The 7766-nt window shown below is 33.2% G+C and carries 7 protein-coding genes and 1 pseudogene; 4 read left to right on the forward strand and 4 right to left on the reverse strand.

Going from position 1 to position 7766, the window contains the following annotated elements; all coding sequences use genetic code 11:
- Nucleotide 1: 1 nt before the first annotated feature.
- Nucleotides 2-427: an OsmC family protein gene (locus ACKTTR_RS01125; protein WP_281980078.1), complete on the reverse strand. Its 426-nt coding sequence runs from the start codon at nucleotides 425-427 to the stop codon at nucleotides 2-4.
- 119 nt (nucleotides 428-546) lie between these two features.
- Between ACKTTR_RS01125 and ACKTTR_RS01130 the strand changes: the two genes are divergently transcribed.
- Entirely contained in the window at nucleotides 547-1137 is a 591-nt protein-coding gene (locus ACKTTR_RS01130) for a carboxymuconolactone decarboxylase family protein (protein WP_408026130.1), read from the forward strand.
- Nucleotides 1138-1202: 65 nt separating this feature from the next.
- On the opposite strand, the gene mscL is transcribed toward ACKTTR_RS01130, so the two are convergent.
- From mscL to ACKTTR_RS01145, 3 genes are read right to left on the reverse strand one after another with little or no spacing between them, the layout of a single operon-like run.
- The gene (gene mscL, locus ACKTTR_RS01135; protein WP_408026139.1) at nucleotides 1203-1604 is read right to left on the reverse strand and encodes a large-conductance mechanosensitive channel protein MscL; all 402 of its coding nucleotides are present in this window, start codon (nucleotides 1602-1604) and stop codon (nucleotides 1203-1205) included.
- Nucleotides 1605-1655: 51 nt separating this feature from the next.
- Nucleotides 1656-2759 carry an alanine racemase gene (alr, locus tag ACKTTR_RS01140; RefSeq protein WP_408026131.1) on the reverse strand — a complete coding sequence of 368 codons (1104 nt, stop codon included), beginning with the start codon at nucleotides 2757-2759 and terminating at the stop codon, nucleotides 1656-1658.
- Nucleotides 2752-3366, reverse strand: coding sequence for a thymidine kinase (locus ACKTTR_RS01145; protein WP_408026132.1), 615 nt, complete (start codon nucleotides 3364-3366; stop codon nucleotides 2752-2754). The genes alr and ACKTTR_RS01145 overlap by 8 nt, the downstream gene beginning before the upstream one ends.
- Nucleotides 3367-3467: 101 nt before the next feature.
- Between ACKTTR_RS01145 and ACKTTR_RS01150 the strand changes: the two genes are divergently transcribed.
- From ACKTTR_RS01150 to ACKTTR_RS01160, 3 genes and pseudogenes are all read left to right on the forward strand, one after another.
- Nucleotides 3468-4397 carry a hypothetical protein gene (locus ACKTTR_RS01150; RefSeq protein ID WP_408026133.1) on the forward strand — a complete coding sequence of 310 codons (930 nt, stop codon included), beginning with the start codon at nucleotides 3468-3470 and terminating at the stop codon, nucleotides 4395-4397.
- The gene (locus tag ACKTTR_RS01155; RefSeq protein ID WP_408026134.1) at nucleotides 4398-5405 is read left to right on the forward strand and encodes a glycosyltransferase family 4 protein; all 1008 of its coding nucleotides are present in this window, start codon (nucleotides 4398-4400) and stop codon (nucleotides 5403-5405) included.
- Nucleotides 5406-5899: 494 nt separating this feature from the next.
- Nucleotides 5900-7766, forward strand: a pseudogene (locus ACKTTR_RS01160) (hypothetical protein); the annotation flags it as partial.

Below are 7766 nucleotides of genomic sequence, written 5' to 3' on the forward strand. Positions count from 1 at the left end.
ATTAGTTATTATGTAAATGAATAGCGGTAGTTACATCAGCAAATTTTCTAAACATTTCCATAACACCACAGTACTTTTCTATAGATAAATCTACTGCTTTATTGATCTTTTTCTCGTCTAAATCACTTCCATAAAAATGATAATCAACCAAAACTTTGTGGTAATATTTAGGATGTTCTTCGGTTAACTCACCAGTAACAACAATTTTAAAATCATCAATTTTTACACGCATCTTTTCTAGCATAGGCACTATATCTAAACCAGAACAACCTGCTAACGATGAAAGCATCATAGCTTTAGGTCGTAATCCAGAATTATTGCCACCATGCTCTTCAGAAGTGTCAATTACTATTGGGTGTCCACTAGGGTTGTCACTTTCAAATTGCATGTTTTCTTTCCAAACGGTTGTAACTGTGTTTGTTGCCATATCTTGATAATTTTTTGTTTATTGCGTAAGTAAGTCTCTGTGTGTTTCGACTTAATTATTTAAATAGTAACACAAACTTACAGTAAAAAGTTAGTATTAAAAACTTAAAAAATAAAACTATGCCTTTAGTAAGTCCTTTAGATCCGAATCATGATGCGGAAACTAAAAAATTATCTGATTTTTATAATGAAACCTTAGGTTTTTGTCCGAATTCAGTTTTAACTATGCAGCGCAGACCAGAAATCTCTAAAGCATTTATTAATTTAAATAAAGCGGTAATGGCTAACCATGGTCGTGTAACTTCTGCTTTAAAACGTATGATTGCTTGGGTAAGTAGCAATGCTACAGGTTGCCGTTATTGTCAAGCACATGCAATTCGTGCTGCTGAGCGTTATGGAGCAGAACAAGAAAAATTAGATAATATTTGGGAATACAAAACACATCCAGCATTTTCTGATGCTGAACGTACTGCGTTAGATTTTTCATTGGCAGCTTCTATGGTTCCAAATATGGTGGATGAGAAAATTAAAGAAGAGCTATATAAATATTGGGATGAAGGTGAAATAGTTGAAATGTTAGGAGTAATTTCTCTCTTCGGATATTTAAATCGTTGGAATGATTCTATGGGAACAAGTATTGAAGATGGAGCGGTTGAAAGTGGTGAACAATATTTAGGAAAACATGGTTGGGAGAAAGGAAAGCATGTGTAAAGTAGAATTATTAAAATTAAAAAAGCTCGCAATTGCGAGCTTTTTTAATTAAATATTTATGAGAGTTATTTTTTAAGTAAATCTCTGATTTCTGCTAATAATTCTTCTTGACTAGGTCCTTTTGGAGCCTCTGGAGTTGGTTCTTCTTTTTTCTTCATTGCATTGACCGCTTTTACAACCATAAACATAACAAAAGCTACAATAATAAAATCGATAACATTGGTTAAAAACTCGCCATACATAATAGCAACTTCTCCTGTTACTTTACCTGCTTCATCAGCAACCCCTTCTTTAAGTACGTATTTTACGTCTTTAAAGTCAGCTTTGAAAATAAGTCCAATTAAAGGAGAAACAATTCCTCCAGTAAAAGAAGTTACCACTTGTTTGAAAGCTGCACCCATTACAAAACCTACTGCAATGTCCACTAAATTTCCTTTCATTGCAAAGTCTTTAAACTCTTTGAGCATTCCCATATTTTTGAATTTTAATAGTTAATTGAATTGAAAAGTATAAAAAAATTAACTTTTTACCAATCTTTTGATACGTTGAGATAAGGCAGTAAGTATTTCATACGAAATTGTTTCACATTTATGAGCCATGTATTCTACGTGTTGTTGGTGGTTGAAAATAATAACTTCGTCACCTTCATTACAATCAATTTTAGTAACATCTACCATAATCATATCCATACAAACATTTCCAATGATAGGAGCTGGTTGATTATTAATGAAGACAAATCCATTTTTATTTCCTAGTTTCCTTGAGATACCATCTGCATGTCCTATAGGAATGGTAGCACTTCTTGTAGGTTCACTAGCAACAAAAGCCCTATTGTATCCAACAGTTTCACCTGGTTGAACTATATTAATCTGAGAAATTATAGATTTAAGTGTATGCGTATTTTTAAGTTGTGCAGTTTCTTGCTCATCATTTCCAAAACCATATAAACCTATACCTAGACGGACCATGTCAAATTGAGCTTGTGGATAATTGATAATACCAGATGTATTTAAGATATGTATCATAGGTTGGTATCCTAAATGCTCATAAATTTGTTTTACTATGTAAGCAAAGTTGTTTATTTGACCTATAGTGAACTCTTGTTCGTTTAAATCTTCACTAGCAGCCAAATGAGAAAATATAGATTCAACTTTTACATTGTTTGATTTTTTTAGCTCAGCTACAATAGTTGGAACGTCAGTATGCCAAAAACCTACTCTATTTAACCCTGTGTTAAATTTTAAATGAATAGGATAATTCATCAAGGGCTCTTCGTCAGCAAGTTTTAAAAAAGCGTCAAAAATTTTAAAACTGTATAAGTTGGGCTCTAAACGATACTTAACAATATCTTTTAAATTTTGAATTTGAGGATTTAGGACCAAAATAGGGGCTGTAATTCCTGCTTCACGTAAAGCTATTCCTTCATTAGAATAAGCAACAGCAAAATAATCAACATGGTCTTGCACAATTTTGGCAATTTCTGTCGACTCACTTCCGTAACCAAAAGCTTTAACAACGACCAAAATTTTTGTTGTAGGTTGTAGCTTTTGTTTAAAATAAGCTAAGTTGTGTAATACAGCTTTAGCATCAATTTCTAATACGGTAACGTGATTGTTATTCATTATTGCTTTCTTTTTTATTGTGTGTTTCGTGTTCCTTCATGGCTTTGTAATAAGCAGCTCTACTTAGTGGTTCATACTCTTGAGTTTCTCCCAAAAAAACTAGGTCATCACTTTGAGCTTTTCTGTAACTATAGTGGGCTAAATTCCCCGTACGAGTACATACGGCATGTACTTTAGTAACATATTCTGCAGTTGCCATTAAAGCAGGCATTGGTCCAAAAGGCTTGCCTTTAAAGTCCATATCTAAACCAGCAACTATAACTCGAATACCTCTATTAGCTAAATCGTTACAAACAGCTACAATTTCATCATCAAAAAATTGGGCTTCATCTATTCCAATAACATCAACATCATTGGCTAATAATCTAATATTAGAAGATGCAGGAACAGGTGTAGAACGAATACTATTTTTATTGTGAGAAACTACTTCCTCGTCATCGTATCTTGTATCAACTGCAGGTTTGAAAATTTCAACACGTTGTTTAGCAAACTGAGCACGTTTAAGTCTACGAATTAATTCTTCGGTTTTCCCCGAAAACATTGAGCCACAAATTACCTCAATCCAACCAAATTGTTCTGTATGATTTACTGTATTTTCAAGAAACATTTTGTAATTTTAAGCTCTAATTATTGATTTTTGTATTACTTTCGAATGAGGAACAAATTTATTAAAATTTAAGAGCAAAAATTAAAATCAAACGACAACTTATGCACAAAAAACTAGCATCAGATTTAACCAGTTTAGCACACAGTATCTTACAGATGAAAAATAGAGAAGATGTGTTTGAGTTAAAGCAAAAGGCATATGAGGTTTACGAAAAACTTTCGGTTTTAGCGTATGTAGAAGAATACATAAATAACACTCCTAACCCTATAAAAAATAGAGAGGAGTTGTTAAAAGATGTATTATTAGCTGAAGAAAAAAAGAAGGCAGAAGCTTTAGTTGAAGAAGAAAAGATAAATGTTGAGTCTGAGGAAGAAGTTGTAAGTAATTTGATAGCTGAGGTAGAAAAGAAAGAAGAGCTAATTCAGGAAGAACTAAAAGTAGAAAAGTTTACAGAACAGATAGAAGAAAATATACAGAAGGAAGAGCTTTTAGAGGAGAGAAAAGTACATCACTTAGAAGAAGACTTAAAAGAAGGTTTTGAGCAAGAGGCAGATGAAATAGCTGAGAAAGTAATTCAAGGAATTAATGAAGAAATAATTACTAACGATATCATTGAACAACCTTTTGATGAATTAGAAGAGTTGCTACATGGCGATGCTGAAGATGTAAAGAATGATGTAAAAGATGTAGGAGAAAGGAAAACACCAACTTTAGAAGATGAGTTACAAGATACGATTTCGGTAGATGTAATGACAGATTTATTTACCAAAGCAGAACCTAAGAAATCACTAAACGATCATTTTCAACAAACGATTCAGATAGATTTAAATGATAGAATAGCTTTTGTAAAACACTTATTTGATGGTGATCAAAATGATTTTAATAGAGTTATTTCTCAACTAAACACTTTTAAAACAGAAAAAGAAGCGAAAAAATTCATTAACAAAATGATAAAGCCTGATTATGATTGGTCTGAAAAAGAAGAATATGAAAATAGACTGTTAGAGATTGTTGAAAGAAGATTTGCATAGATGGATTCTAACCTTATAGTTGTACATACACATTTTCACAATAGAAGAACTGGTATTACAAGAAGTATTGAAAATGTACTGCCTCAGTTAAAAAAGCTGTGTACTACTTATTTATATGGTTACGGTATTGAAGGGGAAAAAATTACAACTTCTAAGCTAAAAGAACTATTATTCTCTAAAGATGATATTGTTGTTCATTGTCACCGTAACAATGAAGTTTTAAAAATGTTATGGTATCGAGTTTTAGGAGCAAAGTTCAAATTAGTAGCTACACGACATGCTGAAACAGAGCCATCAGGATTTACCAAGTTTTTATTGAAGAAATCAGATGTGGTTATTACACTAACAAGCTCAATGCATAAAAGTTTAGGGATGTCTAACGTAAAGGTACCGCATGGTGTGGATACAAATCTTTTTATTCCTAATCCAGAAAAAAAGTTAAGTAACATTGCTCAAAAGAATATTATTCTTTGTGCAGGTAGAGTAAGAAAAGCAAAAGGACAAAAAATATTGTTAGAAGCTGTAGCTCCTAAATTAAAGGAAAATAAAGATTGGGCATTGGTTGTTGTTGGGAAAGTAGACAAACCACCTTTCTTGGAAGAGTTAAAAGAAATAGTCGAAAAAAATAAGGTTAAAAGTCAAGTTTATTTTATTGATGAAACATCTGATATTGTTTCATATTACCAAGCAGCTAGAATTTCAGTAGTTCCATCTTTTACAGAAGGGTTTTCTTTAGTCTGTGCAGAAGCAATGGCATGCGGAAATACAGTAGTGGCTACAAATAATGTTGGAGTACATTCTGAGTTGATAACAGATTTAGAATCTGGATACTTGTTTACTTCAGGAAACATAGTTGAACTTCAACAAATAATTACGAATTTAATAAATAAGAAATCCCCTTATTTAGGAGACAATGCTCGAAAAGAAATTCAAGAAAGTTGGAGTGCAAAAAAAGAAGCTGAAGGTTTGGTTGAGGTGTACAAAGAAATCAATAAAAAACCTTTATAGTTAAGTATTTTACCTGAAAAAAGATCAAACCTTTTACTTCAATAAATAATAGCTCCGTAGTTATTAAATGACTTTAAGGACATGTTTTTAGATATAGGGGGAAAACCCCTTTTTATCTTTAGTGTTTGTGAGTGAGGTTGTTAAACAAATGTTAATTGACTAACTTTGCTCTCCTAACTCGTATTTCTTACATGAGTTTTTCTAACCTCTCAACAAGAAGATATCCCTTTTAACCTCTTTATTTTGTAACCTCTCTTAAAACGAAGGATAATACTTTTAGTTATTTAACAACCTCTTTAATAGATATTTTACAGCTGATCTACTCTATGTATCAGCTAGATGTGTAACCCCTTTAATAACAAAAAATTAAAGAATAATACCATGTAAAATATTACAATATGTTGCTTAATGATACAGAACCTGCCTGTAAAAGGAGAGGGTTAAAAACGTTAAAAAACTGCATTGATGAAGGTTTTAAAAGTTGCCTATATAGTATGACAGGTCTTCTTGTCGTGCTTTTTTTCTTTGTAACAAATGCAGTGAATGCACAAATAGTAAATACAGAAACAACAGTTCAAGCAAACTTTGGTGTTGATGCTGATGTGTATTCAGGAATAGTATCCTTTCCAAATGGAGCAGTCTTCCCATTTGGAACAGATGATTGGTTTTTAGGAGATTCAGGAAAAGGAGTAATTGACGAAACTCCTACAGCCGTAACAGCAAATCTATTAGTAGATGATAATGCTTCTGCTGAAATTAGAATGAGTGTTCCTATTTACACGGTCGTAGATGGAAGGCTTTGGATTGATGCTGTTTTTATTAGAGACCAGAATGCTCAAGGTAATAATACAGATTCAAATGTATTTACAGGAGGGTCAGATAAAAATAATGATAATCCAAATACTTGGACAATTACAGATGCCTCTGTACCTCAAAAAAATGATATTATAGATGTTTTTGGACATTTAAGAAGAGAAGGAGCTACAGTAGGGACAAATGAATGGGCTTTTTTAGGAGCATCAACAAGAAACGATAGTGGAGATAGTTATTTAGACTTCGAATATTTTAGAGAAAAAGTAAACTTAGTAGGTGGAACTATTCAATCAGAGGTGGACTTATCAGCTACAGGAGGAAGAACTCCATATGTATTTAACCCAGACGGTTCAGTACTTCAACATGGAGATATTATCCTTTCTGTTAATTATGCTAATGGAGGAGCTAATGCAATAATCAAATTATATGTTTGGGTTGAACTGGTAGGGGTTCCAGACTCTTATTTTGATACACATAACACGTTGCCCTTTAGACCATTTGAATTTAAACAAGATAATAACGGATATGTGCAATATGATGGAGGTAATGGAGCAGGAAATTATGGGTATGCTGAAATACAATTAAGACAAGGAGCACCAGATGCTGTATTTTCTCAAGTAAATGATGCTGGTTCAGTACCTGCAGGGCCTTGGGGAACAATTAATAAAGGAGGAAATATAGTGACTGACTACTCTCAAACTACTTTTGCAGAAATAGCAATCAACGCATCAGCATTAGGTTTTGATTCAAGTAGTACTCCAGGAATAGATTGTATAAGTCCGTTAGGAAGTGTAATTGTGAAAACAAGATCTTCTGATTCATTTACTGCAGAGCTAAAAGATTTGGCAGGACCATTTAGTTTAGCAGATACACCTGAAGTAACAGTGGAAATTGAAGGTGAAGATTTAGGGTGTACAGAAGACAGTATTACATTAACAGCAACTGCAACTCCAGAAGGAAATACCTTTACATATGTGTGGTATAAAGATGGAGAAGAGTTAGAAGGAGAAACAGGAAACACATTAGAAGTAACTGAAGCAGGAACGTATAGTGTAGCAGCAACCTTAGAGTTCGCTCCAGGAGTTTTTGGTTGTACAGCAGAAGATGATTTTGAGGTGAATGGAGAGCCTTTAATTCCTTTAAATCAAGTTTGTCCAGAAAACCAAACAATACCAGAATGTACTTCACAAGAAGATATCAATAATGCTTTTACTACTTGGTTATCTGGGTTTTCAAATTCAGGAGGAAATGGAACTGTAGTTGAGAAGTATTACATAGGTGAAAATGAAGTTGATGTAAACACTCTTGAAGCACCAGATGTTTGTGGAGGAAGTATAATTTTAAGATATGAAGTTTCTGATGAGTGTGAGCAAGTAGTTTCTTGTGAAAGAACATTTACAGTTACACCAGACGATGAAGCTCCAGTAATCGCCGATCAAGACGACATCATGCTGGAAGAATGTAACCAAGCATGGCCAGATGTGGTAAGTACTACGTGGACAGACAACTGTGGCATCGGAGGAGAGAAATCAGGCAGCATCAACGGAG

The organism is Tenacibaculum litoreum (assembly GCF_964513915.1).
Lineage (GTDB): Bacteria > Bacteroidota > Bacteroidia > Flavobacteriales > Flavobacteriaceae > Polaribacter > Polaribacter litoreum.

Bases quoted from the DNA above. Each gene is read 5' to 3' on its own strand.
- ACKTTR_RS01125 (WP_281980078.1), bottom strand. From the start codon at position 427: ATGGCAACAAACACAGTTACAACCGTTTGGAAAGAAAACATGCAATTT.
- ACKTTR_RS01130 (WP_408026130.1), top strand. From the start codon at position 547: ATGCCTTTAGTAAGTCCTTTAGATCCGAATCATGATGCGGAAACTAAA.
- ACKTTR_RS01150 (WP_408026133.1), top strand. From the start codon at position 3,468: ATGCACAAAAAACTAGCATCAGATTTAACCAGTTTAGCACACAGTATC.
- mscL (WP_408026139.1), bottom strand. From the start codon at position 1,604: ATGCTCAAAGAGTTTAAAGACTTTGCAATGAAAGGAAATTTAGTGGAC.
- ACKTTR_RS01155 (WP_408026134.1), top strand. From the start codon at position 4,398: ATGGATTCTAACCTTATAGTTGTACATACACATTTTCACAATAGAAGA.
- ACKTTR_RS01145 (WP_408026132.1), bottom strand. From the start codon at position 3,366: ATGTTTCTTGAAAATACAGTAAATCATACAGAACAATTTGGTTGGATT.
- alr (WP_408026131.1), bottom strand. From the start codon at position 2,759: ATGAATAACAATCACGTTACCGTATTAGAAATTGATGCTAAAGCTGTA.